The sequence below is a fragment of the Streptomyces sp. NPDC058291 genome, assembly GCF_042880855.1.
Lineage (GTDB): Bacteria > Actinomycetota > Actinomycetes > Streptomycetales > Streptomycetaceae > Streptomyces.
Window position 1 is genome coordinate 27,550 of sequence record NZ_JBHVYK010000031.1, and the last position, 25,691, is coordinate 53,240.

General features: G+C 73.1%; 27 protein-coding genes and 1 pseudogene. 14 read left to right on the plus strand and 14 right to left on the minus strand.

Going from position 1 to position 25,691, the window contains the following annotated elements; translation table 11 throughout:
- Positions 1–388 precede the first annotated feature (388 nt).
- Positions 389–1,825 (plus strand): aldehyde dehydrogenase family protein, encoded by a 1,437-nt coding sequence (locus tag ACFVYK_RS17890; RefSeq protein ID WP_389774617.1) that lies wholly within the window; start codon positions 389–391, stop codon positions 1,823–1,825.
- Positions 1,826–2,020: 195 nt separating this feature from the next.
- On the opposite strand, the gene trxA is transcribed toward ACFVYK_RS17890, so the two are convergent.
- Positions 2,021–2,425: a thioredoxin gene (trxA, locus tag ACFVYK_RS17895; protein WP_389774619.1), complete on the minus strand. Its 405-nt coding sequence runs from the start codon at positions 2,423–2,425 to the stop codon at positions 2,021–2,023.
- 142 nt (positions 2,426–2,567) lie between these two features.
- Here trxA and ACFVYK_RS17900 point away from each other — a divergent pair, with 142 nt between their 5' ends.
- On the plus strand, positions 2,568–3,986 hold the full coding sequence (locus ACFVYK_RS17900; RefSeq protein ID WP_389774622.1) for a dihydrolipoyl dehydrogenase family protein: 1,419 nt from the start codon (positions 2,568–2,570) through the stop codon (positions 3,984–3,986).
- Between the two features lie 149 nt (positions 3,987–4,135).
- Here the strand turns inward: ACFVYK_RS17900 and ACFVYK_RS17905 are convergent, their stop codons facing one another.
- Complete coding sequence (locus tag ACFVYK_RS17905; RefSeq protein WP_389774623.1) at positions 4,136–4,780, minus strand: peptide deformylase; 645 nt, start codon at positions 4,778–4,780, stop codon at positions 4,136–4,138.
- Positions 4,781–4,989: 209 nt separating this feature from the next.
- On the opposite strand from ACFVYK_RS17905, the gene ACFVYK_RS17910 reads away from it, so the two are divergent.
- On the plus strand, positions 4,990–6,417 hold the full coding sequence (locus ACFVYK_RS17910) for a PepSY-associated TM helix domain-containing protein (protein ID WP_389774625.1): 1,428 nt from the start codon (positions 4,990–4,992) through the stop codon (positions 6,415–6,417).
- Between the two features lie 159 nt (positions 6,418–6,576).
- On the opposite strand, the gene ACFVYK_RS17915 is transcribed toward ACFVYK_RS17910, so the two are convergent.
- From ACFVYK_RS17915 to ACFVYK_RS17925, 3 genes are all read right to left on the minus strand, one after another.
- Positions 6,577–6,951, minus strand: coding sequence for a tetratricopeptide repeat protein (locus ACFVYK_RS17915; RefSeq protein ID WP_389774628.1), 375 nt, complete (start codon positions 6,949–6,951; stop codon positions 6,577–6,579).
- Between the two features lie 126 nt (positions 6,952–7,077).
- A complete protein-coding gene (locus ACFVYK_RS17920) occupies positions 7,078–7,578 on the minus strand; it encodes a MarR family winged helix-turn-helix transcriptional regulator (RefSeq protein WP_389774630.1) in 501 nt (166 codons plus the stop codon).
- A gap of 641 nt (positions 7,579–8,219) precedes the next feature.
- Positions 8,220–8,705, minus strand: a complete 486-nt coding sequence (locus ACFVYK_RS17925) for a MarR family winged helix-turn-helix transcriptional regulator (protein ID WP_389774633.1) — start codon at positions 8,703–8,705, stop codon at positions 8,220–8,222.
- A gap of 148 nt (positions 8,706–8,853) precedes the next feature.
- Between ACFVYK_RS17925 and ACFVYK_RS17930 the strand changes: the two genes are divergently transcribed.
- Together ACFVYK_RS17930 and ACFVYK_RS17935 are read left to right on the plus strand one after the other, a co-directional pair.
- Positions 8,854–10,017, plus strand: a complete 1,164-nt coding sequence (locus tag ACFVYK_RS17930) for a PP2C family protein-serine/threonine phosphatase (RefSeq protein WP_389774635.1) — start codon at positions 8,854–8,856, stop codon at positions 10,015–10,017.
- Positions 10,018–10,203: 186 nt separating this feature from the next.
- Positions 10,204–11,400: a PP2C family protein-serine/threonine phosphatase gene (locus ACFVYK_RS17935; protein ID WP_389774637.1), complete on the plus strand. Its 1,197-nt coding sequence runs from the start codon at positions 10,204–10,206 to the stop codon at positions 11,398–11,400.
- 54 nt (positions 11,401–11,454) lie between these two features.
- On the opposite strand, the gene ACFVYK_RS17940 is transcribed toward ACFVYK_RS17935, so the two are convergent.
- Positions 11,455–11,961 carry a MarR family winged helix-turn-helix transcriptional regulator gene (locus ACFVYK_RS17940; protein WP_389774640.1) on the minus strand — a complete coding sequence of 169 codons (507 nt, stop codon included), beginning with the start codon at positions 11,959–11,961 and terminating at the stop codon, positions 11,455–11,457.
- A 340-nt stretch (positions 11,962–12,301) separates the two neighbouring features.
- Between ACFVYK_RS17940 and ACFVYK_RS17945 the strand changes: the two genes are divergently transcribed.
- Together ACFVYK_RS17945 and ACFVYK_RS17950 are read left to right on the plus strand one after the other, a co-directional pair.
- Complete coding sequence (locus ACFVYK_RS17945; RefSeq protein ID WP_389774643.1) at positions 12,302–12,871, plus strand: TetR/AcrR family transcriptional regulator; 570 nt, start codon at positions 12,302–12,304, stop codon at positions 12,869–12,871.
- 509 nt (positions 12,872–13,380) lie between these two features.
- A complete protein-coding gene (locus ACFVYK_RS17950; protein ID WP_389774646.1) occupies positions 13,381–14,082 on the plus strand; it encodes an SDR family oxidoreductase in 702 nt (233 codons plus the stop codon).
- A 101-nt stretch (positions 14,083–14,183) separates the two neighbouring features.
- On the opposite strand, the gene ACFVYK_RS17955 is transcribed toward ACFVYK_RS17950, so the two are convergent.
- The 3 genes from ACFVYK_RS17955 to ACFVYK_RS17965 form a co-directional block, all read right to left on the minus strand.
- Positions 14,184–15,149, minus strand: coding sequence for a pirin family protein (locus ACFVYK_RS17955; RefSeq protein WP_389774649.1), 966 nt, complete (start codon positions 15,147–15,149; stop codon positions 14,184–14,186).
- A 104-nt stretch (positions 15,150–15,253) separates the two neighbouring features.
- Positions 15,254–15,742: a hypothetical protein gene (locus ACFVYK_RS17960; protein WP_389774652.1), complete on the minus strand. Its 489-nt coding sequence runs from the start codon at positions 15,740–15,742 to the stop codon at positions 15,254–15,256.
- A gap of 26 nt (positions 15,743–15,768) precedes the next feature.
- Positions 15,769–16,230, minus strand: a complete 462-nt coding sequence (locus ACFVYK_RS17965; RefSeq protein WP_389774655.1) for an ATP-binding protein — start codon at positions 16,228–16,230, stop codon at positions 15,769–15,771.
- A gap of 129 nt (positions 16,231–16,359) precedes the next feature.
- Between ACFVYK_RS17965 and ACFVYK_RS17970 the strand changes: the two genes are divergently transcribed.
- On the plus strand, positions 16,360–16,590 hold the full coding sequence (locus tag ACFVYK_RS17970; RefSeq protein ID WP_389774657.1) for a DUF397 domain-containing protein: 231 nt from the start codon (positions 16,360–16,362) through the stop codon (positions 16,588–16,590).
- Between the two features lie 195 nt (positions 16,591–16,785).
- Positions 16,786–17,700, plus strand: coding sequence for a helix-turn-helix domain-containing protein (locus tag ACFVYK_RS17975; RefSeq protein ID WP_389774660.1), 915 nt, complete (start codon positions 16,786–16,788; stop codon positions 17,698–17,700).
- 57 nt (positions 17,701–17,757) lie between these two features.
- Here the strand turns inward: ACFVYK_RS17975 and ACFVYK_RS17980 are convergent, their stop codons facing one another.
- Positions 17,758–18,576, minus strand: a complete 819-nt coding sequence (locus ACFVYK_RS17980) for an SAM-dependent methyltransferase (RefSeq protein ID WP_389774662.1) — start codon at positions 18,574–18,576, stop codon at positions 17,758–17,760.
- Between the two features lie 210 nt (positions 18,577–18,786).
- Between ACFVYK_RS17980 and ACFVYK_RS17985 the strand changes: the two genes are divergently transcribed.
- From ACFVYK_RS17985 to ACFVYK_RS17995, 3 genes are all read left to right on the plus strand, one after another.
- Complete coding sequence (locus tag ACFVYK_RS17985) at positions 18,787–19,527, plus strand: transcriptional regulator (protein ID WP_389774665.1); 741 nt, start codon at positions 18,787–18,789, stop codon at positions 19,525–19,527.
- On the plus strand, positions 19,524–20,501 hold the full coding sequence (locus ACFVYK_RS17990; RefSeq protein WP_389774668.1) for a threo-3-hydroxy-L-aspartate ammonia-lyase: 978 nt from the start codon (positions 19,524–19,526) through the stop codon (positions 20,499–20,501). The genes ACFVYK_RS17985 and ACFVYK_RS17990 overlap by 4 nt, the downstream gene beginning before the upstream one ends.
- Positions 20,502–20,644: 143 nt before the next feature.
- A complete protein-coding gene (locus ACFVYK_RS17995; RefSeq protein ID WP_389774670.1) occupies positions 20,645–21,010 on the plus strand; it encodes a cupin domain-containing protein in 366 nt (121 codons plus the stop codon).
- Here the strand turns inward: ACFVYK_RS17995 and ACFVYK_RS18000 are convergent.
- Complete coding sequence (locus ACFVYK_RS18000) at positions 21,007–21,423, minus strand: VWA domain-containing protein (RefSeq protein ID WP_389774673.1); 417 nt, start codon at positions 21,421–21,423, stop codon at positions 21,007–21,009. The genes ACFVYK_RS17995 and ACFVYK_RS18000 overlap by 4 nt on opposite strands.
- Positions 21,424–21,545: 122 nt before the next feature.
- On the opposite strand from ACFVYK_RS18000, the gene ACFVYK_RS18005 reads away from it, so the two are divergent.
- On the plus strand, positions 21,546–22,121 hold the full coding sequence (locus ACFVYK_RS18005; protein WP_389774675.1) for a hypothetical protein: 576 nt from the start codon (positions 21,546–21,548) through the stop codon (positions 22,119–22,121).
- A gap of 126 nt (positions 22,122–22,247) precedes the next feature.
- A pseudogene (locus ACFVYK_RS18010) lies at positions 22,248–22,772 on the plus strand (FAD-dependent oxidoreductase); the annotation flags it as partial.
- Between the two features lie 16 nt (positions 22,773–22,788).
- Here the strand turns inward: ACFVYK_RS18010 and ACFVYK_RS18015 are convergent.
- The 3 genes from ACFVYK_RS18015 to ACFVYK_RS18025 are packed head-to-tail and all read right to left on the minus strand — an operon-like array spanning position 22,789 to position 25,666.
- Entirely contained in the window at positions 22,789–23,430 is a 642-nt protein-coding gene (locus ACFVYK_RS18015; RefSeq protein ID WP_389774677.1) for a lactate utilization protein C, read from the minus strand.
- Entirely contained in the window at positions 23,427–24,914 is a 1,488-nt protein-coding gene (locus ACFVYK_RS18020; RefSeq protein ID WP_389774680.1) for a LutB/LldF family L-lactate oxidation iron-sulfur protein, read from the minus strand. The genes ACFVYK_RS18015 and ACFVYK_RS18020 overlap by 4 nt, the downstream gene beginning before the upstream one ends.
- Positions 24,911–25,666: a (Fe-S)-binding protein gene (locus tag ACFVYK_RS18025; RefSeq protein WP_389774682.1), complete on the minus strand. Its 756-nt coding sequence runs from the start codon at positions 25,664–25,666 to the stop codon at positions 24,911–24,913. The genes ACFVYK_RS18020 and ACFVYK_RS18025 overlap by 4 nt, the downstream gene beginning before the upstream one ends.
- Positions 25,667–25,691 lie beyond the last annotated feature (25 nt).

Consider the following 25,691-nt stretch of genomic DNA (forward strand, 5'->3'; position numbering starts at 1 on the left):
CGGTGCCCCGGGCCGGCCACGGGACGGGCGCGCCGGGGTGTCCCGGGTCGGCCACGCGCCGAGGGTGCCCCGGGTCGGCCCCGCGACGGGTGTCCCGGGTCGGCCCCGCGACAGGTGCCCCGGGCCGGCCACGGGACGGGCGCGCCGGGGTGTCCCGGGTCGGCCACGGGACGGGCGCGCCGGGCGGTCCGATTCTCCTACGACGTGACTAAGATATTGCGTGCTCAACCAGACGGGGATGCGTTCGCTCATCGGATGCAGCGCGCCCGGCTGGGCCGGACCACCGCATCCCGCCATGCCGCCGCCGGACCGGCGGCCACCGACACGGAACGTCTCCTCCACCCCGTGAGAGCGGCGAGTCCCGCGGGTCACCGATCGGAGAGCCCTCATGCCGTTGCTCGACCCCCGCACCTCGCAGCCCCGCCCCCTGTCGGGCCCCCGGTACACCGTCATCGAGCCCGCCACCGGCGATCCGCTGGGCACGGTCGTGGCGGCCGGTGGCGCCGACGTCGCTCCAGCCGCCGAGGCCGCCCACGCCGCCCAGGCCGAGTGGGCCCGCCTTCCGCACTTCGCGCGCGCCGCCGTGCTGCGCAAGGCGGGCGACCTCTTCGCCGCGCACGCGGAGGAACTGCGGGAGTGGATCGTCCGGGAGTCCGGCTCGGTGCCCGGCAAGGCCGACTTCGAGCTGCACGTCGCCGCCCAGGAGTGCTACGAGGCCGCCGCACTCACCTCCCGTCCGGCCGGGCAGGTCCTGCCCAGCGAGGCGCCCCGGCTCTCCTACACCCGGCGCGTCCCCGTCGGCGTGGTGGGCGTCATCTCCCCGTTCAACGCCCCGCTGATCCTGTCGATCCGCTCCGTCGCGCCCGCTCTCGCGCTCGGCAACGCGGTCGTCCTCAAGCCGGACCCGCGCACCGCGGTGTGCGGTGGACTGTCGCTGGCCGCCGTCTTCGCCGAGGCGGGCCTGCCGGACGGCCTGCTGCACGTCCTGCCGGGCGGCGCCGAGACCGGCGCGGCCCTGGTCGCCGATCCGCGCGTGCCGGTGATCTCCTTCACCGGATCCACCGCGGCCGGCCGCGCGGTCGGCGAGGCCGCCGGACGCCATCTCAAGCGCGCCCACCTGGAACTCGGCGGCAACTCCGCCCTGATCGTCCTGGAGGACGCCGACCTCGACGCGGTGATCTCCACCGCCGCCTGGGGCTCGTTCTTCCACCAGGGCCAGATCTGCATGACCACCGGCCGCCACCTGGTGCACGCCTCCCTCTACGGGGAGTATGTCGAGCGCCTCGCGGCCAAGGCCGACGCGCTCGCCGTGGGCGACCCGCACCGCGAACAGGTCCACCTCGGACCGCTCATCGACGACGGCCAACTGGCCAAGGTGCACGGTCTGGTGCAGGCCAGCACGGGCGCCGGCGCGAAGCTCGCGGCCGGCGGCACGCACGACGGCCGCTTCTACCGCCCGACCGTGCTCGTCGGGGTCGACGACGACACCCCCGCCTACGCGGAGGAGGTCTTCGGCCCGGTCGCCCCGGTCCGCTCCTTCACCACCGCCGACGAGGCGGCCGCGCTCGCCGCGCGCAGCTCCTACGGCCTCTCGCTCGGCATCGTCACCCGCGACGCCGCCCGCGGCCTCGACCTGGCCGAGCGCGTGCCGACCGGCATCGTCCACATCAACGACCAGACCGTCAACGACGAGGCCGTGGCGCCCTTCGGCGGGGTGGCCGCCTCCGGCACCGGCGCCCGCTTCGGCGGCGAGGCCAACCTGGAGGCCTTCACCGACGTGCGCTGGACGACGGTGCGGGGCGACGTGGCGCCGTACCCCTTCTAGGGCACAGAGGTTCGAGCCGTCGTCCGGGGATCCCGACGTCGGCAATCGGTCCGCGCCTGAGTCCTGAAGTGGACGGCCGGCTGACCCGGCCCCGGGACCGACGGCCCAGGCGCTGATCCGCCGGCCCGGCGGATCAGCGCCATGGTCCACCCGGTCCGGTCGGCGAGGTGTCCGCGCGCGAGCCCGCCGCGGGGCTCACTCGGCCTTGGCGGCCGGGGAGTCGTCGACCTCGCCCTTGGCCTGCTGCTCCTCGATCGACCTGCGGACCTCGTCCATGTCCAGCTCGCGCGCCTGCCCGATGACGTCCGTGAGGGCGGCCTCGGGCAACGCGCCCGGCTGGGCGAACACGGCGACCCGGTCCCGCACGATCATCAGCGTCGGGATCGACTGGATGCCGAAGGCGGCGGCCAGCTCGGGCTGCGCCTCGGTGTCCACCTTGCCGAACACCAGATCCGGGTTCTCCTCGGCGGCCTTGTCGTAGACCGGCGCGAACTGACGGCACGGCCCGCACCAGGACGCCCAGAAGTCGATCAGGACGAACTCGTTCTCGGTGACCGTCTGGTCGAAGTTCTCCTTGGTGAGCTCCACGGTGCTGCTCATGGCCTGAATCCCTCTTCCCGGCGCCTCCTGCCAGGTGCTTCCTGACAGGGATGAGCCGTTCGCGGCAACGCGGCCGGCCGGTCGCGTATTCCGCGCCCCTACCCGTGTGGCCACCCCGCACACCACCCACCAGACTGACCCCATGACGGATACGGAAACCAACCTGTACGACGTGGTTGTGCTCGGGGCCGGACCCGTGGGGGAGAACGTCGCCGACCGCACGCGCGCGGCCGGCCTCACCACCGCGGTCGTGGAGAGCGAACTGGTCGGCGGCGAGTGCTCGTACTGGGCCTGTATGCCCAGCAAGGCCCTGCTGCGCCCGGTCATCGCCCGCGCCGACGCCCGCCGCCTGCCCGGACTGCGCCAGTCCGTGCAGGGCCCCCTGGACACCGCGGCGGTCCTCGCCCGCCGCGACTGGTACACCGGCGACTGGACGGACGACGGCCAGGTCGACTGGCTCGAGAGCATCGGCGCCGACCTCTACCGCGGCCAGGGCAGACTGACCGGCCCACGCACGGTCAGCGTGGGCGACCGCGTGCTCACGGCCCGCCACGCGGTCGTCGTCGCCACCGGCACCCGCGCCGCGCTGCCCCGACTGCCCGGCCTCGCCGAGGTGCGGCCCTGGACGAGCCGCGAGGCCACCAGCGCCCGCACCGCGCCCGGCCGGCTCGTCGTGGTCGGCGGGGGAGTCGTCGCCACCGAGATGGCCACCGCCTGGCAGGCCCTCGGCTCGCAGGTCACCGTGCTCGTGCGGGGCAAGGGGCTGCTCGACCGGATGGAGCCGTTCGCGGGCGAACTGGTCGCCGAGGCGCTCACCGAGGCCGGCGCGGACGTGCGCACCGGCACCTCGGTGACGTCCGTGACGCGCACGGACGGCGTCGTCACGGTCGTCACCGACACCGGCGAGCACATCGAGGCCGACGAGATCCTCTTCGCCGTCGGCCGCGCACCGCGCACCGACGACATCGGCCTGGAGACGGTCGGCCTGGAGCCCGGCTCGTGGCTCGCCGTCGACGACAGCCTGCGCGTCGACGGCACCGACTGGCTCTACGCGGTCGGCGACGTCAACCACCGCGCCCTCCTCACCCACCAGGGCAAATACCAGGCACGGGTCGCCGGCGCGGCCATCGCCGCCCGCGCCGCCGGAACGCCCCTGACGGACACGCAGGCGTGGAGCGCCCACGCCGCCACGGCCGACCACGAGTGCGTCCCGCAGGTCGTCTTCACCGACCCGGAAGCGGCCTCCGTCGGGCTCTCCCTGGCGGAGGCGGAAGCGGCCGGACACCGGGTGCGCGCCGTCGACGTCGACATGTCGTCGGTGGCCGGCGCCGGCCTGTACGCCGAGGGCTACAAGGGCCGCGCCCGGATGGTCGTCGACGTGGAGCAGGAGATCGTGCGCGGCGTCACCTTCGTCGGCCCGGGCGTCGGGGAGCTGATCCACTCCGCGACCGTCGCCGTCGTCGGCCAGGTCCCGATCGCCCGCCTCTGGCACGCGGTCCCGTCCTACCCGACGATCAGCGAGGTGTGGCTCCGCCTGCTGGAGGCGTTCCGGGACAACTGATGCACGGGTGATCCGCGGTGATTCGTGGTGATCCGTGGACGGGCCACGGGTGACGGACGGGGGCGGGCCTGCGGCGGGGCCTGCCTTCCGGCGCGACCGTGCCGCGGCCTTCGGCCCGGGGCGGGCGAGCGCACGGGAAAGCGGACCGCCTACGGCAGGTCGAAGTCCAGGGCGCTCGCCGCCTCCGCCGGCGTCGGCTGGGCCCAGCGCTCCAGCGCCGTCTGCTGGGACGAGAGCGAGCGCAGTTCGGCCCGGTCGAGGTAGAGCAGGCCGTCGAGATGGTCCGTCTCGTGCTGGACGATGCGGGCGGGCCAGCCGGTGAACACCTCGTCCAGCGGCCGGCCGTGCTCGTCCTCGCCGGTCAGCCGGATCTGCGCGGGCCGGGCCACCACCGCCTGGTAGCCCGGCACGCTCAGGCAGCCCTCGAAGAACGCGGCACGGCCCGAACCGACCTGCTCGTACGCCGGGTTGACCAGAACCCGGAACGGCTGGGGCACCCGGCCGCGGGCCAGCCGCACCTCGTCCGGCACCGGCGCGGGATCCTCGATCACCGCGATCCGCAGCTCCACCCCGACCTGCGGAGCGGCGAGGCCGACACCGGGCGCCGCGAGCATGGTGACGCGCAGGGCCTCGACGAACCGGGCCAGAAGCGCCGGTCCGAGCTCGCCGTCGTAGCGTGCCGTGCCGGACCGCAGGACCGGGTCGCCGGCCGCGACGATGGGCAAGGGGCCGCCGGGCGCGAGGAGTTCCTCGACCCGTTCGGCAAGCGGGGCGCGGGGACTGGGAGATGCCATCCGGCCAGCATGCCACGGCCGGACAGTCGGTGACGCAGGTCACTCGCAGCGGCGGGAACCCGGACGGGTTCCCTTCCGACTACTGGGACGTCACGGCGGCAGAACCGCTTCGACAGCCCTGCACGGACCGCTCTCAGCCCCTCCCCGCCGGCGCTCCCCGCGTTCCGCTCGCTTCACCCCTGCTCCCTCGACCCCGGAGAAGCCCGCCGATGTCCACCGTTCCCTCGACGTCCCCCGCTCCCGGCTCGGCCGACGCGGGGGGACCCCCGTCGGACCAGGCCCCGCAGCCGGCGGCCCCCACCCCCAAGTCCCCGGGCCCATGGGCCCCGTTGCGTCCACTGGTGCTGCGCCTGCACTTCTACGCCGGAGTGTTCGTCGCACCCTTCCTGCTGATCGCCGCCGTCACCGGCTTCCTGTACGCCGGCGCGTTCCAGGCCGAGAGGGTCGTGTACGCCCACGAGATGACCGTGCCCGTCGGCGACACGAAGCTGCCGATATCCCGACAGGTGGACGCCGCCCGCAAGGCCCACCCGGAGGGCGCCGTCTCGGCCGTGCGCCCCTCGCCCGAGGACGACGCCACCACCCGCGTGATGCTCTCGGGCGTCGAGGGAGTCGGCGCCACCCACACCCTGGCCGTGTTCGTCGACCCCTACACGGGCCAGGTGCGCGGCGCCCTGGAACAGTACGGCTCGACCGGCGCTCTGCCGCTGCGCACCTGGATCGACGAGTTCCACCGGGACCTGCACCTCGGTGAGAACGGCCGCCTGTACAGCGAGTTCGCCGCGAGCTGGCTGTGGGTGATCGCGGCCGGCGGCCTCGCGCTGTGGTTCTCCCGCCGCCGCGCCCTGCGCACGGTCCGCGGCACGAGCGGACGGCGCCGCACGCTGGGCCTGCACGGCACGGTCGGCGCCTGGGCGGCGGTCGGCTTCCTCTTCCTGTCCGCGACCGGACTGACCTGGTCGACGTACGCGGGCGCCAACATCGACGAACTGCGCACCTCCCTCGGCCAGTCCACCCCGTCGGTCTCGTCGGCCGCGAGCGGCGGCGACCACGCCGGTCACGGCAGCGCGTCCGGCAGCGGCGGCGACGCCGAGCACGGCGTCGGCCTCGACAGGGTCCTGGCCGCCGCGCGAGCCGAGGGACTGGGCGACCCGGTCGAGATCGTCCCGCCCGCGGACGCGTCCTCCGCGTACGTGGTCAGGCAGGTGCAGCGCAGCTGGCCCGAGAAGCAGGACGCCGTCGCGGTCGACCCGAACACCGGCGAGGTCACCGACGTCCTGCGGTTCGCCGACCATCCGCTGCTCGCCAAGCTGACCCGCTGGGGCATCGATCTGCACACCGGCGTCCTGTTCGGACTGGTCAACCAGATAGCGCTGATGCTGCTCGCGCTCGGCCTGATCCTGCTGATCGTGCTGGGCTACCTGATGTGGTGGCGGCGCGGCCGCGGCTCCGCCTTCGGCCGGCCCGTCCCGCGGGGGGCCTGGGCCAAGGTCCCGCCGTACGTCCTCGTCCCGCTGATGGCGGCGGTCGCCGTGGTCGGCTACTTCGTGCCGCTGCTGGGGATCCCGCTCGCGGGGTTCATCGTGGTGGACGTCGTCCTGGGCGAGATCGCGCACCGGCGCCGCCGCACGGCCTGAGCGCGTCCCGGTCCAGGGGCGCCGACCTCGCCGGTCACCCCTGGACCACAGCCGCCCGCGGCAGCCGCCCGCATCACCCGCGTCACCCGTATCGCCCGGGCCGGCAGGCCGGCGGGATCACCGGCATGATCTGCCGCGTCCGAAGACCGGCCCGCGGGGTCAGTCCTGCGGGAAGTCCCCGTTCAGCGCGGCGGCCAGTCGCAGATGCGGTCCCGCCTCCTCGTGCCGCCCCTGTCGCTCCAGGGTGCGGCCCAGCATCAGCCGGGCGTAGTGCTCCACCGGGTCGCGCTCGACGATCGTCCGCAACTCGGCCTCGGCGCGGCGCAGTTGGGCCGAGTGGTAGTAGGCGCGGGCCAGCAGCAGCCGCGGTCCGGTCTGCTCCGGCTCCTCCTCGACCACTGCGACGAGCACCCGCGCTGCGGCGGCGTACTCCTTCGCGCCGAAGAACAGCTGTGCCCGCTCCCACCGCTCGGCCGGCGTTCCGTGGGCGTAGTACGCGGTGGCGTCGGTCGTCGTCTCGTAGGTCGTGTCCACTGGTGACCTCCTTCGGCGCTCACAACCGGAAGGGTTGGTTGAATATTCCAGCACCTAAGGGTGGACGAGAGCTCGGTGGCGGGCCGCCCCGCAGAGCCGGGGACGGGCCGGTGAAGGGCCGCCTGGTCAGGCGTTCTCCGCCGTCGTCTCGGCGGTGAGGTCGAGGGGGGCGTCGAGAGGCGCGTCGAGCAGGGCCGTCAGCTCGCCGGTGAGCGTGCGGGTGCGAGCGCTGTCCAGGCCCCCCAGGGGTTCCAGCAGCTGTTCCAGCAGCCCCTGGACGACCGTGACGGCTCGCCGGGTGACGTCCTGTCCCCGCTCGGTGAGGGCGAGTTGGACCGCCCGGGGATCGCGCGGATCCCGGGTGCGCTCGATCAGCGCCGCGGCCTCCAGGGCGCGCGCGAGCTTGGAGACGTAGAGCGGCTCCAGGCCGGTGTGGTCGGCGAGCCGGCGCTGGCTGGGACGTTCCCCGTCGCGCTGCATGCCGTACAGGGACGCGACCAGCGAGTACTGCGCGTGGGTGAGTCCCAGGGGGGCGACCGCGCGGTCGACGGCCACCCGCCACTTCGTGGACAGGCGCCACACCAGATAACCGGGCGTGACCCGTTCGGAACCCCTGCTCTCGCTCATGCGAAACACATTACATGGCTACTATCCCGTGGCCCGGCGGGAGGAGGGGCCGGGGCGCCGGTCGGTCCTGGTGCGTGATGCCCACCTCGACGTTCAGCGTGCCGGTTGTCGTCGGAGCAGGACCCGGCGACGTCGTTCACGTCCAGTTGCAGGGCTTGAGCGGGCCGGCGTGTCCGACCTGGGTGCAGAGGGGACGCCGAGTTCCACAATCACCCACGCAGGCCGCGTACAGCGGGGTAGTACGGCCGGTCGGTCGGCGGCGGCTCATCGGGCCCGTACGGCCTTGCCGAGCAATCGCCCACCGAGAGGCGAACGGTATGACGCGGCGGCAGCCACCCGCCCGTGGTGGCCATGCACCGCGGACGGTTCCGGGCGAGTGCCGGTGGCCCGCTCCGCAGCGCGTCGCGGCGGAGATTTTGCCCCCGGTGCGAAGGTCGCCGCCTCAGGGGGTAACCGGTTTCCAACGGCAGAGCGGTCCCGGCGGACAGTTGTCGTTTGACAACTGTAGCCGTGAGGCAAGAAAGTGGAGGTCGGACGTGCAGGGGGAAGGATCCGGATGGTCCAGTGGGCGGAGGCCGCTCCGTTCGCTGAACGCCGACGTCGAACGGCGGTCGGCAGGTGAGGCGTCGACGACCCGTCGCTCAGGCGGTCCGGCTCCCGGCGCCCTGGGCGTCGTCGTGTATCTGCGCGGCCGCGGCGTCGCAGAACGCCTCGAGCCCCTGCAGGAGCGCGGTTCGCTGGGCGGCGGGCATCTGTTCCAGCACCGCCTGCAGCGCCGCCTCGCGGCGCGCGCGCAGATCGGCGAGGAACGCGCGGCCCTGGCTGCTGATGTGCAGGCGCACCTCGCGCCGGTCCGCCGGGCTCGTCCCGCGCTCGACGAAGCCGGCCGCCTGCAGGCGGTCGCACAGTCGACTGGTCGACGGCGGCGTGGAGGCGAGAGCGTCGGTGAGCGCGCGCAGACTGACGCCTTCGCGATGTTCGAGGACGAGCAGCACGCGCAGCTGCGACGCCGACACGGGCGCCGTCGTGGCCCGGCCCCACAGCACTTCCAGCAACTCCGCGGCCGTGGAGGTCACACGGGCGACCTCGTCTGGCTCAGGGCGGGGGCGGAAGGAAGTCACAGTCACACTCTCGCAGGCACCGGGATGACCGCCAGCGTACTAGGCCGGTGAACCGGCCGGAGATGGACCGGATCACGGGCCCGGCCGACGCGACGGCTCGGCGCCGCCCTCAGGACCCGCTTACGTTCGACGAAAGATTGGCTCATTGACAACCGTGAACAGATTCGTGACCGCCGAGCGCGCTCTGCGTACGGCGGCGCCCCACGAGTTGCTCGACGCGGTACGGCGCGTGCTCTGCCAGGAGTACGCGGCGGACGCGGTCGAGCTCTTCATGGCCGACTACGGTCTGACCGTGCTGCAGCCGGTGTCCGTGCTGCCGCACACGCTGGAACCGGTGTCGGTGCACAACAGCCCGGCCGGCCGCGCCTTCGGCGCCCAGCGGCCCCATCTCGAGGGCCGCGCGGAAGGCCGGGTGCGCGTGCACCTGCCGGTGACCGTGCGAGGGGACCGGCTGGGCGTCCTGTCGGTGACCGTGCCCGACGAGGAGCACGCCCGCGGCTGCCTGGGCGAGCTGACGGAGATCGCCGACGTGCTCGCGCACGAGGTGGTCGTGGCCGAACGGGACACGGACCTCTACCTGCAGGCGCGCCGCAAGGACCGGCTGACCCTGGCCGCGGAGATGCAGTGGCAGCTGCTTCCCGGCCGTTCCTGCACCCGGCCGGAGTACGAGCTCGGGGCCCAGCTGGAGCCCGCGTACGCGATCTTCGGCGACAACTTCGACTGGTCGGCGACCGCCGACCGGCTGACGCTGTACGTCTCCAACGGCATGGGCGAGGGGATCGAGGCCTCCCTGCTGACGAACCTGGCGGTCAACGCCCTGCGCAACGCCCGGCGGGCCGGCATCGCGCTCCCCGACCAGGCGGCCCTCGCCGACCAGGCGGTCTACGCCCACTACCGGGGCCGCTGCTATCTGTCGGTCCTCATGTTCGACTTCGACCTCGCCAGCGGGCGCGCCCAGGTCGTGGACGCCGGATCCCCCCAGCTCCTGCGCCTGCGCAACGGCACGGTCCAACGCGTCGACTTCGAGGCGCAGCTGCCGCTGGGCATGTTCGAGGAGACCGACTACGTGGCGCAGGACTTCCAGGTCGAGCCGGGGGACCGCCTCGTCTTCGTCAGCGACGGCGTCCACGAGGTCGCTTCCCCCGGCGGGGAGACGTACGGGGACGCCGCTCTGGCCCGCGCGATCCTGTCGACCCGGCTGCTTCCCGCCGCCGAGGTCCCCCGGGCCGTCCTGCGGGAGCTGACGGGCCACCGCGGCCAGGCCACGCCGAACGACGACGCCCTGGTGCTCTGCCTCGACTGGCGCGGGCGGCGGTGACGGCTCTCACGCCGGCCCGTCCGCGGTGCGGTGCGCCGGCGTTGCGTGCGCGAGCCCCGTTCCCGCCCGGCGGGCCGGCCCCTCCATCCGGGGTTCTCCCCGGCGGGCCGGCCCGTCCACCAGTGGTTCCCCCGCAACCGGAGACGGGAACACGTGGCGATAGTGTGGAGACAACAGGGCGAGAGAGTGGATGCCGTGAAAACATCTGAACCAGTTCCGTCCGCGGAGAGTCGGCTTCGCGCCGCCGCGCCCCACGAACTGATCGACACCGCCCGCCGTCTCCTGACCGACCGGGTCGGCGCGCAGGACGCGACCCTGCTCCTGGCCGACTACGCGCTGAGCGTGCTGCAGCCGGTGACCCGTCTGCCCTACACCGCCGACCCGGTCCCCGCCCACGACGGACCCGCCGGACGCGCCTTCATCAGCCAGACGCCGGTCGTCGAGGTCCCCGCCGGCTCCACGTCCACGCACGTCGTCCACCTGCCCCTCACCGTCCGCGGCGACCGGCTGGGCGTCCTGTCCGTCCGCCTGCCCAGCGGCGCGACCGACCCGGCCACCGTGCTCCGGCTCACCGACTTCGCCACCGCCTTCGCCCATGAGGTCACCACCGCCGGCCGCGACACCGACCTGTACCTGCAGGCCCGCCGCACCCGGCGCCTGACCCTCGCCGCCGAGATGCAGTGGCAGCTGCTGCCCGGCCGGGGCTGCGCTCGCGACGAGTACGTGATCGGCGCCCACCTGGAGCCGGCCTACACGATCGGCGGCGACAACTTCGACTGGTCGACCGGCGCCGACCACCTCACCCTCACCGTCACCGACGGCATGGGCCAGGGCATCGACGCCTCTCTGCTCACCAGCCTCGCCGTCGGCGCCCTGCGCAACGCGCGCCGTGCCGGCATAGGGCTCTCGGACCAGGCCTGCCTCGCCGACCAGGCCCTCTTCGCCCAGTACGGCGGCAAGATGTACGCCTCGACCCTGCTGCTGGGGTTCGACCTGAACACCGGCGCCGTCCGCGCCGTCGACGCCGGCTCGCCCCAGCTCTACCGCCAGCGCGGCGACACCGTCGAGCAGATCGAACTCGAGGCGCAGCTTCCGCTGGGCATGTTCGAAGAGACCCTCTACGACGAGCAGACCTTCCAGGTGGAGCCGGGCGACCGGCTGATCGTGGTCAGCAGCGGCGTACACGGCGCACGGGACGCGGACGGCGGATCCTTCGGGCAGCAGGCCCTGCGCCAGACGCTCAGCGCCACACGCCGGGAGCCCCCGCACGAAGCCGCGCGTGCCATCGTGTCCGGCCTGATCGAACACTTTGGCAGCAAGGAACTCGCCGCCGACGCCGCGGTCGTCTGCCTGGACTGGAACGGCCGGGACGTCGTGCGGTAGCGGCCGAGCACCCGCCCACCGCGGTCGGCGGCGGGGTGTTCGTCGCCCAGGCCGTCAGTCGCGGTCCGGGTCCGCAGGGCGTGGCGGCGGGGCGTCCCGCGCGGTGTGCAGGGCGCGCAACCCGCGGCGCAACGCGACCCGGTCGGCCGGCTCCATCCCCTCCAGCACGGCGGTCAGAGCCTGCGCGCGACGTCCGGCCACATCGTTCAGCACCTGCCGGCCGGGCAGCGTCAGGCCCAGTTGCACCTCGCGGCGGCTGAACGGATGGGACCCGCGTTCCAGCAGGCCGGCCGCCTCGAGCCGGTCGCACAGCCGGCTGGCCGTGGGCATGCCGATGTCCAGCCGCTCGGCCAGTGCCGTGAGGTTGAGTCCCGGCTCCCGGGCGACGGCGCGCAGCGCCTTCAGCTGGTGCAGGGACAGCCGCAGTGCCGCCTCCTGTGCCGCCACGGCCCACAGGTCCGCCAGGCTCTCCACGGCGTCGGCGATCTCCCGGGCGACGGCCTCGGGGCCATGGCCCGGGCCCTTCGCCTGATCGTGGTCGGCGCCGTCGAGGTGCGTCACGAACGAGTCTCTTTCAGTAAGCCCGAGGCAATTCACATGCAATGCTCATTCAAACGCACTACCCGAAGAGCCAACGAGCAAGCAACCCGATCGCTCGTTTGCGCGCCGATCGACGCGTCCGGCCCGTTCGTCGCCGAAGCCCGTCGCCGAAGCCGTCGTGGAAGTCGGTCGTGGAAGTCGGTCGGTCCGGGCCCTTGCGCACGGCGCGCGACCGCGCTGCGGGGGCGGACGGCGGGTGGCCGGCAAGTGGCGGAGGGGCAGGTCCGAGTGGCTCCCCTACCGGTCCACAGATGTAAACCGATCGGTTTCGTTTCCGGCGGAACCGGGTTAACCTCACCCTATGACCACACAGGAGAAGCCGACCTCCCGGGACCGGCTGCTGGAGGCGGCGGCCACGCTCGCCTACCGCGAGGGCGTCGGCATCGGCGTCGAGGCGCTGTGCAAGGCGGCGGGGGTGTCCAAGCGCTCGATGTACCAGCTCTTCGAGAGCAAGGACGACCTCCTGGCGGCGAGTCTGGAGCGGCAGGCCGAGTCCTACGCGGCCTCGCTGCTGCCCGCGACGGGCGACGGGCGTTCACCGCGCGAACGGATCCTGTACGTGTTCGAGCAGGTGGAATCGCAGTCCGGCCGACCCGAGTTCCGGGGCTGTCCCTACCTCGCCGTGCAGATCGAACTGAAGGACCGGGATCATCCCGCGAGCCGGGTGGCGCATCGGATCAAGTCCAGTCTGACGGCCTTCTTCCGGACTGAGGCCGAACAGGGCGGGGCGAGCGATCCGGACCTGCTGGCCCGGCAGCTCAGCCTGGTCTTCGACGGTGCCAGCGCCCGTGCGGGGATCGGGGCCGACCGTCTCACCGGCCTCGTCGAGCCCACCGTGGGCTCGCTGCTCGACGCGGCGGGCGTGCGCTGAGTCGTCGGCGTCCGACGCGTCTCGCCCGACGGCCGTCAGTCGCCGGTGACCTCCTCGACTGTTCCCGCCCGTGTGAGCCAAGGCTGCGCCCCCGCCGTTTCCTGGGCGTCGACCGGGCAGGCGGCGACGCGCCGCGCCGTCGACGCCGCGGGCGGGCGGGCGTTGCATCGCCGTCCGCGCCCACGCCCTCGACGGCGACGCACCCCCGCCCGCCGCACCCGCCGAACTTCCACCGCCCCGGCGGCACAGCTGGGTGCTGCGCGCCCTTCTGCCGGGCGTGCTGTGCGCCGAGACCGTCCCCGGCGTGCGCCTCCCCGGCGTGCGCCTCACTGACGGGCGGACCTGTCTCCTCGTGGCCGCCGCCGGCGCCCTCGCCGCGGCGCCTCGGCGTCGACCAGGGCCGCGCCCCCGCTCGCGCTGGAGGTCGGCCTCCCCTTCGGACTTGCGTACGGAAACCGATCGGTTTACGGTTGGGGAAACTGATCGGTTTCTCATGAGTGGAGGCAAGCATGACTGCAGTGAAGGGTGCGAGCGTCTTCGTCACCGGCGGCAGCCGGGGCATCGGCAAGGCCCTGGTGGAGGAGCTCTACAGCCGCGGGGCGGGCAAGGTCTACGCGACGGCCCGCGACCCGCGCACGGTGACGCATCCCGACGCGATCCCGGTCGCGCTGGAGGTCACCGACCCCGCGTCGGTGGCGGCGGCGGCCGCGCAGGCGGGCGATGTCACCGTACTGATCAACAACGCCGGCGCGTCGGTGGGCGCGTCCTTCCTGGACTCGCCGCTCGACGACGTGCGCAAGGAGTTCGAGACCAACTTCTACGGACCGCTGCTGGTCGCCCGCGCCTTCGTGCCGGTGATCGAACGCAACGGCGGCGGCCATGTGCTCAACGTGCACTCGGTGCTGTCCTGGCTGGCTCTCGGCGGCTCCTACAGCGCCTCCAAGGCGGCTCTGTGGTCGCAGACCAACTCCCTGCGCCTGGAGCTGCAGCCGCGCGGCATCGCGGTCACCGGGCTGCACGTGGGATACGTGGACACGGATCTGACGGACGGCATCGACGCGCCCAAGTCCGACCCCCGCGTCGTCGCGGCACTGGCCCTCGACGGCATCGAGGCGGGCGCGCACGAGGTGCTGGCCGACGACGTCTCCCGGCAGGTCAAGGCCGGGCTGTCCGGCGAGCTGGCGGGACTGTACCCGCAGCTGGCGAAGTAGCCCCGAAGAGGGAACGAGTGTGCCGGACGCCGGCACGGGTGTCGCCTCGCTCCCTGCCCGGCCGCGCCGGCGAAGCAGGGCGGCGCCGGGGGCGCCGCAGGTCAGCGCACCCTGCCCCGTGGTTTGAGCGGGGTGGACGGCAGCTCCGGCGCGCGCAGCGGGGCTCCGTCGTAGCCGTGCACCTCGCCGAAGCGGGCGCCGGTCGCCCAGTCCTCGCGGGCCTGTTCGATCTCGGCCTGGGTGCGGCCGACGAAGTTCCACCACATGATGAGCTCCTCCTCGAACGGCTCGCCGCCGAGCAGCATCAGACCCGCGTCCGACTCGGCCCGCAGGGGCAGTTCGGTGCGGCCGCAGCCCAGGTAGAGCAGGGAGCCGGGAAGGACGGGGACGCCGTCCACATGCACCTCACCGGACATCGACAGGACGCCGTACTCGAAGTCGGGCAGCAGCGGCAGCCGGACGTCGGCGCCCCGGGCGAGCGCGAGATCGGCGCCCACGATGGGGGTGTACGCCGTCCCGGGCGAGGTGGAGCCGTCGAGGTCGCCGAGGAGCACCGTGGCGGTGAGCCCGGGCGCCGTTGCCGTGGGCAGCGCGGCGTGATGCTCGAAGCGGGGGTCGGTGTGCCGGTGCGCGTCCGGCAGCGCCACCCAGAGCTGTGCGCCGTGCAGGTGGCGGGCGTGCTCCCGGGGGCTCTCCTCGGAGTGGCTGATGGCGCGCCCGGAGGTCATCAGGCCGAGTTCGCGCGGCCGGATGGTCTGCAGACTGCCGGTCGAGTCGCGGTGCAGCACCTCGCCCTCGTGCAGCCAGCTGACCGTCTGCAGACCCATGTGGGGATGCGGCGGGACCTGCATGCCGGGCTCGTCGGCGATGTCGTCGGGGCCGTAGTGGTCGACGAAGGCCCAGGCGCCGATCATGCGGCGGCCGAGATTGGGCAGCAGCCGGCGCACCTCGGTGGTCCCGCCGAGTTTCAGATGGCGGGGGCTCAGCAGCTCGCGGACGGGTTCGGCGACGACGAATCCGCGGCCACCGCACACACTCGGCACGGGCGAGCGGTCAAGGTTGCTCATGCGGTCAACCTAGCGCTCGTGCGGGGGTGCGTGAGACGGGGAAGGCGGCCGCGCTCGATGAGCCCCCTGATCCGGGTCGGCCGGGCGGTCGGTCAGTCGGGCGGTCAGTCGGTGAGGGCGGCGGCGAGTTCCGTGGTCGCCCGCACTATCTCGGTGTCCCGCTCGGCGAGCAGCTGACGCAGGACGTCGCGTTCGGCGCGCACGGCGTGGCGGGCCGCACGCTCCCAGGCCACGTAGTTGCCCGGATGGTGCAGCAGCTTCGGGTACGCGACGGCCGTGGTCTCCCACTGCCGCGCGTCGGCGATGCTCTTGAGCAGGCGCAGGATCTTCGCGCGGCAGGTGACCTGGGGGAGTCGGACCAGTTCCCAGAGGAAGGGCACCGTCGCCGCCGTGGCCTCGTCCACGACGAAGCCGAACTGGCAGATTCTTCGCCTGAGTTGACGGAAGGCCGAGTCGGCGCTGTCGGCGTCGCCCCGGGCCAGCGTGGTGAGCAGGGCGGGGATGCCCGCGGCGGATCCGGTGGAGTCCTTGATCTGGGGCCACGGCACGTGTCCCAGGTCCGCGAGCGGTGCGGTTCTCTTCGTGGCAGTCATGTCCGGTGTCTGGTGTGGGTCGGGGATCAGGGCTGGTGTCGGGTGGGCAGCATGGCCCAGACGGTCTTGCCCACCGGGCAGCGGCGGGTCCATCCCCAGTGCTCGGAGAGGGCCTCGACGATGTGCAGTCCGCGGCCGTGTTCCAGGAGGGTGTCCTCGGGGTGCGGGTAGACGGGCAGGCTGTCGCTCGGATCGGTGACGGCGCACACCAGGTGGGAGCGGCGCAGGGTGAGCCTGAGGCGGACGCGCGACTCGTCCGCCGAGGTGCGCGGGAGCGCGTGCAGGACCGCGTTGGCGGCCAGTTCGGTGATGACGGTGACCGCGTCGTCGCTGCAGTGGCCCAGGGACCAGCAGTCGAGGGTGCGGTGGGTGAAGTCCCGAGCCAGGGCGAACCCTTCGCGGCTGCCCGAGAGGTTCAGGGCGGCGGTTCTGGGCGAGTCGCGGACGGAGACGGACTCGTGGCTCCGGAACTGCGCAGGTGATGACACGGGGCATCTCCCTGAGACGACGTCAGGACGGTGGGCCAGAAGTGCGGTTGACGGCATGGCTATTATCCACGCTGAAGATGTCCTCGTGCAATTTCACGGGAAATTGCGCGTACGAACGAGGAGAATGGCATGCCGTCAGTGCCGAACGGAGTCCGGGCGAGTTCGCTGGGCGCCCGCTGGACCAAGAGCAGTCACAGCAACGCCGAGGGGAACTGCGTCGAGGTCGCGGCCCTGGAAGGGGGAGGCGTCGCGCTGCGCAACTCCCGTGATCCCGACGGCCCCGCACTGGTGTACACGCCGGCCGAGGTGGCCGCCTTCGTGGCCGGTGCGAAGGACGGTGAGTTCGACCATCTGGCGTGAGGTTCGGGTGAAGGGGACGTGAGGGTCCGGGGTGGGCCCGACGGGCCCGGGGCGCGCAGCCGGCTGCCGGAGCGCGAAGGCGTTCGACGAGGCGCGAAGGTGCTCGGCGGATACTCAATTCCCGTGCCGCGTGCGGCCGGAGGCGTTCGGATGCGATACTGCGGTTTGTCGTCTGCCGGTCCACGGGGAGTCAGGATGTCCGTCGAGTCACCTCGCGTGTCCCGTCTCGAACCGTATCTGAACCGGGCCGAGCCCGCCCCGACCTTGCTGAAAATGCTGGTCGGCGTGCAGCTGGCCGGCATCCGGGAGGACGCCGGCTACTCCCAGGACGCTGCCGCCCGCGCCCTGGGGTTCAGCCCGGCCAAGCTGTCGCGCATAGAGGCGGGCAAGGGGCGCAGGCCTCCCGTCGAGGACGATGTGCGCGCCCTGCTGTCGCTGTACGGCGCCGGCGACCACGAGGCCTCGGTGCTGATCCAGCTGCTGCGGCAGGCGGGACAGCCCGGTTGGTGGCAGCGCTACGACAAGCGGCTGATGCCCGAGTGGTTCGACCGGCTGGTCGGCCTGCAGGAGGCGGCCACGGCGATCCGCACCTTCGAGATCCAGTATGTGCCCGGTCTGTTGCAGACGCCCGCCTACGCGCGCGCCGTCGTGGAGCGCGGACTTCCCTCGGCCACGTCGAGAGAGGTCGAGCGCCGGGTGGAGCTGCGGACCCGGCGAACCGAACTGCTGCGCCGACCCGACGCCCCGCGGGTCTGGGCCGTTCTCGACGAGTCGGTGCTGCTGCGGGTGCTGGGCAGCCGTGAGGTGATGCGCGAGCAGCTCGACCACCTCGTGGAGCTGGCCGGCCTGCCCCATGTCACCGTCCAGGTCGTGCCGTTGGACGTCACGCACGCCTCGGCGCCGGCCATACCGGTCACCTATCTGCGCTTCGGCGGCGTCGATCTGCCCGATGTCGTCTATCTGGAACAGATCCGCAGCGCCACCTTCCTGGAGGACCGGGACGAGACGGAGGAGTACCGGGTGGCGCTGGACCGGCTGGCCGACGAGGCGCTCGACCCGCGGGACTCCATCGCGCTGCTGAAGTCGACCGCGCGGCAGCGCTACTCCTGACGTCGCCGAACCCGGACCGGACCGCCCGGTGACGCCGGCCGGCGCGGGTCCGGCGTGTCAGACCAGTCGGCCCACGCCGCCGAACTCGATCCACTCCTGCGTGAGTTGGCGGGGCGCGACCTCGGTGTCGGGCCGCCAGGTGGAGACCTCGACGAGCCCCGGGTCGAGGATGTCCAGGCCGTCGAAGAGCGCGGCGACGTCCTTCTCCTGGCGCACCCGCCCCCAGTGCCCCTGGGTGGCCTTGTCCATGAAGTCGGTGACGAACTCCCGGACCGCCGGGTCCTCGCTGACCAGCTGGCACATCAGGACGAAACTGCCCGGGGCGAGGTGTTCCATCACCCGGCGGACGACCGCCTGCGGCCCGTCGGCGTCGCTGTCGGGAATGCAGTGGAACACCGAGTTGAACAGCACGGCCACCGGCTGGGAGAAGTCGATCAGGCGCTGGGTGTCCTCGTGGGCGAAGATGGTCTCCGTGTCCCGAAGGTCGGCGTGGATGACGGTGGTCCGCTGGTGCTGCTCCAGCAGGGCCCGCCCGTGCACCAGCACCATGGGGTCGTTGTCGACGTAGACGACGTGCGCGCTCGGGTCGATGCGCTGGGCGACCTGGTGCACGTTGTCCTGGGTGGGCAGACCGGAGCCGTGGTCGAGGAACTGCCGGATGCCGTACTCCTGGGTCAGGGTCCGTACGGCCCGCTGCAGGAAACGCCGGTTGTTCAGTGCGAGGGTGCGGGTGCTCGGCACGACCTTGTCGAGTTCCGCGCAGGCGGCGCGGTCGGCCGCGTAGTTGTCCTTGCCGCCCAGGTAGTGGTCGTACATACGCGCGGCCGTCGGAATCGTGGCATCGATCGACGTGGACAGCTGCTTGTCGGGCTGCATCTCTTCTCCCGGTTCCCGCCGTGCCACGGGTGGGCGCGGGCGACAACCCATCCTAGGGAAGCGGCAATTGGGGGCACCACCCTTTGATCGACGGTTCCCCTGAAGGTGTCCGCCCGGCATCGGGTGCGAAACGCCCGCCCGGGACGGGGAACCGAGCCCGTTCGCCTTGGACCTTTCGTCCAGCGGATGGACGCATGGTCTAATGGTGGCATGGAAGCCACGGGAGTCACGGGAGCCTGGGAAGCGGCGGGAGCCGTGGAGGCGAGCGGAGTACGGGACACCGAGCGGGACACGATCCTGCGGGCGCTGGCTCCCGTCGTCGACGGGATCGCGGCCACCTTCGGACCGGTGTGCGAGGTGGTCCTGCACGACTACCGGCGTCCGGAGCGGTCCGTGGCCGCCGTCGCCGGATCGGTGACGGGACGGGCGGTGGGCGGCGCGATGAGCGAGATCGGCATGCGGGTCCTCGCCCGCGGCGACGACGCCGTCGACGAGCTGAACTACGTCACCCGCACCGGAGCCGGAAAGCTGGTGAAGTCGTCCACGATGGTGCTCCGCGACTCCGCCGGCGCGGTGTTCGGCGCGCTCTGCGTCAACGTGGACGTCACCGCGGTGGACCGGGTGCAGGGCCTGCTGGCCGCGCTCGCGGGGACGGCGGGAGCACCGGCCGACGCGCCGGTGACCACCTTCGGCGACGACATCGACTCCGTCGTCGAGGCCCTCCTCGACGCCCATCTGGCGCGCCAGGACCAGACCTGGGCCGGACTCGACCGCCCCCGCCGGCTGGCGCTCTTCCGCGGGCTGGACGAACGCGGTGTGTTCGCCGTGCGCCGCGCCGTCGAGCAGATCGCCGCCCGCCTCGGCATCTCCCGCGCCTCCGCCTACAACTACCTGTCCCAGTCCAGAGCCGCGCGCGACGCCGACGGCACCCCTAAGGGAGCTCACCCGTGACGACGACCCCCCTGCCGATCACCCTCGACGACGTGCGGGACGCGGCCGTCCGCCTCCAGGGCGTCGCCCACCGCACGCCCGTCCTGCGCTCCCGGACCCTCGACCGGATCGTCGGCGCCGAGGTCCTGTTGAAGTGCGAGAACTTCCAGCGCGTCGGAGCCTTCAAGTTCCGCGGCGCCTACAACGCGGCCTCCCGGCTGGCCCCGGAACAGCTCGCCCGGGGCGTCGCCGCGTACTCCTCCGGCAATCACGCCCAGGCCGTCGCGCTGGCCGCGCGCGAGCTCGGGACCACGGCGGTGATCGTCATGCCCGAGGACGCGCCCCGCTCCAAGCGGGTGGCGACGGAGGGCTACGGCGCCGAGATCGTGACCTACGACCGCTACAGCGGCGACCGGGTGGCCGTCGCCCGGGCGCTCGCCGCCGACCGGGGCCTGGCGCTGATCCCGCCCTACGAGCACCCGCACGTCATGGCGGGGCAGGGCACCGCCGCGCTGGAACTCCTGGCGGAGGCGGGAGAGCTGGACGTCCTGCTGGCGCCGGTCGGCGGCGGCGGGCTCATCGCCGGCAGCGCGACCGCGGCCAAGGGGCTGCGGCCGGGCGTCCGGGTCGTCGGCGTCGAACCGGAGGCCGGGGACGACACCAGGCGGTCGCTGGAGGCGGGCCGGCGCGTCGAGATCCCCGTGCCGCGCACCATCGCCGACGGCCAGGCCCTGCGCGTCCCCGGAGAGCTGACGTTCTCGGTGAACCGGCGGCTCGTGGACGAGATCGCCCTGGTCTCGGACGACGAGATCCGCTCGGCCATGCGGTTCGCCTTCGAGCGGCTGAAGATCGTCGTGGAGCCCAGCGGCGCCACCGGCCTCGCCGCCCTGCTCGCGGGCCGGGTCGCCTTCCCGGACCGGCGGATCGGTGTGATCGTCTCCGGCGGCAACATCGACGCCGCCCGTTTCGCCGAGCTGTGCGGCGACGCCCCCTGAGACCGCGGGCGCCCGGCTGGCGGTCCCCGGTGGACGGGCGGACGATGGAGGCGTAGGGGCACGGCTGCCACCGGTGACGTCCAGGGCCGCCGGGGAGGCCGGCCCCGGCCGTGGTTCGTGCGCGGCCGGAAGGGAGGAGCGTCATGATGGAAGTGAAGACGCTCGACAAGCCGGACGAGCGCCGCGATTTCCCGCGCGGCCACATCGAGGCCGTCCACCTGACGGGGCTCGACTTCGCCGTGGCGACCTTCGAGCCCGGCTGGCGCTGGACCGAGTCGCTCGCCTCGATCGCGGGCACCGACACCTGCGTGATCCACCACAACGGGTACGTCGTCTCCGGACGCATGCACATCGCCATGGACGAGGGCGGCGAGGCCGAAATGGGCCCCGGCGACGTCTTCGTGGTCCCGCCCGGCCACGACGCCTGGGTGGTGGGCGACGAGCAGTGCGTGGTGTACGACTTCGCGGGGGCGATGGCCACCGACTACGCGAAGGCCGAGCACGGTTAGAGGGAAAGCGCAGGGAGAACGCCGGGAGAGCGTGAGCCGGGGAGGGCCCGGAGCGCCCGGGGCGGCTCAGACGGGGAGCAGACGCCGATGAGCGCGCCGAGCCGGCGGGCGTTGCGGCATTCGTGCATCGCCACCAGCTCGGCGTACTCCGGTGCGGCCGAGTCGCCGGTGCCCCACCGCGAGCGCGGCTCCGGCTCCGGGTTCGACCAGTGGAGCCGGCGGGCCCGCTCGGCGATCTCACGGACGGCCGACAGATTCGTGTCGCCCATGTCGGTGCGCGCGTCCCCGAGGACGAACACCGTCGTGCGCGGGCCGGCGGCCGCGCCGTGCCGCTGCGCGAACTCGCCCAGGGCGACGCCGTAGCCGCTCTCCGCCGGACGGGCGCAGACATCGTCGACGGATGTGAACAACAACGCTGCCTCCGGGCGGTCGGGCACGGGGGCGGACGTGATCGGGTCAGTATCTAAGCGCTTGTTCACCGGCTTTGTCATCAGAGCCGGGACCGCTGTCGGTGGCGGGCGGTACGTTGCGGATCATGGGTGTGTATCTGGTGAGCGTGGACGCGCGCGAATGGCTCGGGCGGCACGAGGGCGGTCACGGCGACCTCGCCGCGGCGCTGAACGAGGAGTTGCGGCGGCGCGGACAGCCGGCGTACCGGCCGGGCGAGCCCGCGGGCGACGCGAGGGGCTGGTTCGAGGAGAAGATGAGCCCGTCCATGGACGGGTTCGCCGCGCTGTGCCGGGCGCGTCTGACCCGGGCCGAGGAGGAGACCCTGTGCGGGTGGTCCGTCCTGGTGCCGCTCTTCCTCGAACGGGAGATCGAGCTGCCGATCGGCACGGCGTACAGCGACGAGACGCTGGTCGCCGGCGCGCCGCAGGTGCTCGCGATCGCGGAGCGGCTGGCCGCCGTCCTCGGTCTGCCCCTGGACGCGATACCGGCCGCCGGCAACCTCGAACTGACCCTGTGGTTCCTGGACGGGGCGGGGCGCGAGGTCGCCGCGGCCCGGCCCGGTCCGTGGGCCGAGGACCTGGACACCGCCTTCTACGTGGCGGTGTATCTGCGCGCCGCCCAGCACTCCCTGCGGCACGGCTGCCCGATGGTGTACTCCTGACGCCCGCGGACGCCCTGCGGACGCCGTCGGGTGAGGGTGTGACCGGGCCCCGCCCGGGCGAGGGCGGCTGCGGTCCGGGCGCCGTCACCCCGCCCAGGCGGCGGCCGGCGCGGAAACCCGGGCGCCATGGACGAGCAGGCGGACACGGACACCATGGAGTCGTACCGGCTGCGGACCGCGCCGCCCGGTGAGCCGTCCCCGCCGCCGCAGGGGCCGTTCACCGTGGACGTCGCGGTCGTCGGCGCAGGCGTCGCCGGGCTGAGCACGGCGTGGGAGCCGGCCCGACGAGGGCGCTCGGTGGCCGTGCTGGAGGCGGACCGCATCGCGGCCGGCGTCACCGGGCACACCACGGCCAAGCCGAGCGCGCCGCACACCCTCGTCCACGACCGGCTGCCCTCGCCGTCCGCCCCGTCCGTCGAGGAGTCCGCCGGCGACGGCGCGGTCGTCCGCCTCGGCGCCGAACGCTGCGCCGTCCATCGCGACGCGGAAGGGCAACTGCACGCGGTCTCCGCCCGCTGCACGCACCTGGGCTGCCTCGTCGCCTTCAACCGCGCCGAGCAGGCCCGGGAGTGCGCGTGCCACGGGTCGCGCTTCGACGTGCGCGGACAGGTGGTGCAGGGCGCGGCGGTCGAACCGCTGGAACCCCGCGACCTGTCAGCGAGACCGCTCAGCCGACCAGGATCACCTCCAGGGTGCGCGGACCGTGCACCCCCTCCACCCGGTCCAGCTCGATGTCGCTGGTCGCCGACGGACCGGAGATCCAGGTCAACGGGCGGGCCGGGTCGAGCCGTTCGAGGGCCTGCGGCACGGACGACACGACCTGTCCGGGGACGCGCACCACGCAGACGTGGTGGTCCGGCACCAGCGTGATGCGGCGCCGGCCCTGGTCGGGCCCGCCGTCCAGGACGATCGTCCCGGTCTCGGCGACGGCCACCGCGCATGCCGTGACCACGCTGTCCACCTCGTCCAGTTCGTGCGCGCCGCTCTCCGCCCGGTCCGCCACCCGCGCGACGTCCGTCTCCGCCAGCCACGCCTCCTCCAGCCCGGGCGGCACGAGCACGCTCGCCGCCTTCCGCTCGGCGAGCAACCGGGCCAACAGCGACGGCAGTTCGTCTTCGGCGCACCGGTGGACGATCGCCCGGTAGTCCGCCAGGTTCTCCGCCAGCAGCGCCACCGTCTCCTCGGCGTCGCGCTCCCCGTGCTCGCGCAGATAGTCGCGCGCGACGGCGCTCTCGTACGGGGTGTCGTCCGGGGGCACGTCGGCCAGCGCCCGCCGCACCCGGCCCAGGACCAGTTCCCTGCTGCTCACTTCGCCGTCCCCTCCTCGTCGGCCCCGCCGTTCGTCCGCTGCCACCAGTCGCGGAACGGCTCCGCGGGCACGGCCGGCAGATCGCGGGTGGCGCTCCACGCCCTGCCGGGGCCCGGCAGGGTCCGGGGGTGCAGACCGCGGGTGCGCGACGCCAGCCGCTGTCCGGCGCGCAGAGCGCCGGGGCGGGTGAACGCCCAGCGCGCCGCCCGCATCGCCGCCCGCTCGGCCGCGTGCCCCTTGGCCGGCTTGAGCACCGTCTTGTTGCCCGCCCGGGTGACCGGACCGCCCTGGACGACCCGCTCCCGCAGGTGCACCAGCACCTCCGGGATGTCGATGGCGACCGGGCACACCTCGTAGCAGGCGCCGCACAGCGAGGAGGCGTACGGCAGCGAGGCGTCGATCTCGCTCGCCGTGCCGCGCAGTTGGGGGCTGAGGATCGCGCCGATCGGGCCCGGGTACACCGAGCCGTAGGCGTGGCCGCCGGCCCGCTCGTACACCGGGCACACGTTCAGACAGGCCGAGCAGCGGATGCAGCGCAGCGCCTGGCGGCCGACCTCGTCGGCGAGGGTGTCGGTGCGGCCGTTGTCGAGCAGCACCAGATGGAAGGTCCGCGGCCCGTCGCCGTCGGTCGTGCCGGTCCACGTCGAGGTGTAGGGGTTCATGCGTTCGGCCGTCGACGAGCGGGGGAGCGTCTGCAGGAAGACCTCCAGATCGCGCCAGGTGGGCACGATCTTCTCGATGCCGACGACGGAGATCAGCGTCTCCGGCAGGGTGAGGCACATACGGCCGTTGCCCTCGGACTCGACGACCACCAGGGTGCCCGTCTCGGCGACCATGAAGTTCGCGCCGGAGATCCCGACCTTGGCCCGCAGGAACTTCTCCCGCAGATGGAGCCGGGCCGCCTCGGCGAGTTCGGCGGGGGCGTCGGTGAGGCCCTGTGGCGCCGGACGGCCCCACTCGCCCATCTCCGCGCGGAAGATGTCCCGGATCTCACCCCGGTTGCGGTGGATGGCCGGCACCAGGATGTGCGAGGGGCGGTCCTTGCCCAACTGCACGATCAGCTCGGCCAGGTCGGTCTCGTAGGCCCGGACGCCCTCGGCCTCCAGCGCCTCGTTGAGCCCGATCTCCTGCGTCGCCATGGACTTGACCTTGACGACCTCCGACTCGCCCGTCTCCTTGACCAGCCGGGTCACGATCCGGTTGGCCTCGTCCGCGTCGGCCGCCCAGTGGACCGTGCCGCCGGCCGCGGTGACCGCCTCCTCCAACTGCACGAGGTACCGGTCGAGTCGGCGCAGGGTGTGGTCCTTGATCCGCTTGCCCGCCTCCCGCAGCTGCGCCCAGTCGGACACCTCGGCCACCGCGGCCGCGCGCTTGGCGCGGATGGTGTGCGTGGCGTGCCGCAGGTTGCCGCGCAGGGTGGGGTCGGCGACCGCCTCGCGGGCGGCCTTCGGGAACGCCGGCATCCCGACGAACGTCCCGCTCACAGCGCCGGCTCCGTGCGCGTGCTCGCGAGGATCTCCGCGATGTGCACCGGCCGCATGCCGGTCCGCAGCCGGGTCATGGTCCCGCCGAGGTGCATCAGACAGGAGTTGTCGGCCGCGCACAGCACCTGCGCGCCCGTCGACTCGGCGTTGCGCACCTTGTCGGCGCCCATCGCCGCCGAGACGTCCGCGTTCTTCAGCGCGAAGGTGCCGCCGAAGCCGCAGCACTCGTCGGCGCCCGGCAGTTCGACCAGCTCCAGACCCTCGACGGCCCGCAACAGCCGCCCGGGTCGGTCTCCGAGCCCCAGCCCGCGCAACCCGTGGCACGTCGGGTGGTACGTCACCGTGTGCGGGTAGTACGCGCCGACATCGCTCACGCCGAGCACGTCCACCAGGAACTCGGTGAGCTCGTACGTCTTCGGGACCACCGGGGCCAGGGCGGTGGCCAGCGCCTCCCCGCGCCCCTCGGCCCGGGCCCGTTCGCCCATCCGCGGATACAGCTCCCGCACCATCGCCCCGCACGATCCGGACGGCGTCACGATCGCCTCGTACTCCCCGAAGACATCGGAGAAATGCCGGGCCAGCGGTTCGGCCTCATGGCGGTAACCGGTGTTGTAGTGCGCCTGGCCGCAGCAGGTCTGCGCCATCGGGAAGTCGACCTCGACGCCCAGTCTGGTCAGCAGTTTCACCACGGCACGGCCGGTGTCCGGATAGAGCGTGTCGTTGACACAGGTCAGGAACAGTGCGACACGCATCGCGGCTCCTTGAGGTTGGTCATCG